This window comes from Pseudomonas sp. LAMO17WK12:I10 (genome assembly GCF_900215185.1).
Taxonomy (GTDB): domain Bacteria; phylum Pseudomonadota; class Gammaproteobacteria; order Pseudomonadales; family Pseudomonadaceae; genus Aquipseudomonas; species Aquipseudomonas chlororaphis.
This window is the reverse complement of the sequence record NZ_OBDX01000092.1, coordinates 1-1,337: the sequence shown is the minus strand read 5'-3', so window position 1 is coordinate 1,337 and position 1,337 is coordinate 1. Positions and strand designations below refer to the sequence as shown.

Here is a 1,337-nt window from a genome sequence, read left to right as displayed (position 1 = left end):
GGCCCGCGAAACAGCTACATCCTGCATGCGCGCAATGCTTCGGGACGTGTGGCAGATGCTACAGCAGAGAGCCCGGCCCCGGCCGAAGTGGTCGTGACCGTGCTGGACTTGGAGGGCACAGGGTTGGCTCCGCCTGAGCTGCTGGAGACGGTGCGTCTGCATCTTAGTGACGACGATGTACGCCCCGTTGCCGATCGGCTTACGGTCCAGTCTGCACAGATCCTGACTTATCGGGTCGAGGCCCTCGTTTACATGTCGGGTACAGGACCGGAGAACGAAGCGATCCTCGCAGAATGCGAGCAGCGCTTGCGGGCCTGGGTGAACCCCAGGCGCCGCTTGGGATTGGAGGTGGCGCGGTCAGGGGTAGATGCGCAGTTGCACATTGCGGGTGTCAGCCGGGTGGAGCTTGTGGGGTGGTCAGATGTCCGTCCCACAAAAGCGCAGGCGGCCTGGTGTGAGGGCATCAGCGTGACGCGGGGTAGCTGACATGAAAAGCCTGCTGCCGTTGAACAGCACCCTGCTGGAGCGGGGCGTTGAAGTCGCCACGGAAGAAGTGACCGAGATCCCGCTTCGGACGCTGTACAACTCCGATACCTGTCCGGTTCATCTGTTGCCATATTTGGCCTGGGCCTGGTCGGTTGACCGTTGGGATCCGGGCTGGGCCGAGTCGGTCAAGCGGGCAGCGATCAAGGCCTCGTATTACATCCATGCGCACAAAGGCACCATTGGGGCTTTGCGCCGGGTTGTTGAGCCGTTGGGCTACTTGATTGAGGTTGTCGAGTGGTGGCAGACCCAGCCGCAGGGTGTGCCCGGCACCTTCGCGTTAAAAGTGGGCGTCCTCGAAACAGGCATTACTGATGAGATGTATCGGGAGCTGGATCGCCTGATCGACGACGCCAAGCCCGTGAGCCGGACGTTGACCGGCCTGGCTATCAGCTTGGAAACCGCCGGCACGGTGCATATCGGCGCCTGCGTCACCGACGGCGACGAAATTGATGTGTATCCCCCCATGCAACGTGACATCGAGGTTAGCGGATACATCCGCCTCGGTGGCCGTGAACACAACATCGACACGATGGATATTTACCCATGACAGACCAGAACAGCCAGTTTTTCGCCATTCTCACCGCCGTCGGTAAGGCCAAGCAGGCCAACGCCGATGCCTTGGGTATTCCCTGGACTTTCGCCCAAATGGGCGTTGGCGATGCCAACGGCACAGACCCGATTCCCAGTGAGCAACAAGCGAAGTTGATTCACGAGAACCGCCGCGCGCCCCTGAATCAGGTGAAAGTCGACCCGAACAACGCAAACGTCATCATCGCCGAGCAAGTCATCCC

General features: G+C 60.7%; 3 protein-coding genes. All 3 read left to right on the top strand.

The window, feature by feature from the left end:
• On the top strand, window positions 1-486 hold a 486-nt coding region (locus CRO75_RS32250), incomplete at its 5' end, for a baseplate J/gp47 family protein (RefSeq protein ID WP_177409824.1).
• A 1-nt stretch (window position 487) separates the two neighbouring features.
• Complete coding sequence (locus tag CRO75_RS32245) at window positions 488-1,093, top strand: phage tail protein I (protein WP_097140674.1); 606 nt, start codon at window positions 488-490, stop codon at window positions 1,091-1,093.
• On the top strand, window positions 1,090-1,337 hold a 248-nt coding region (locus CRO75_RS32240; protein ID WP_177409823.1), incomplete at its 3' end, for a phage tail protein. The genes CRO75_RS32245 and CRO75_RS32240, both read left to right, overlap by 4 nt.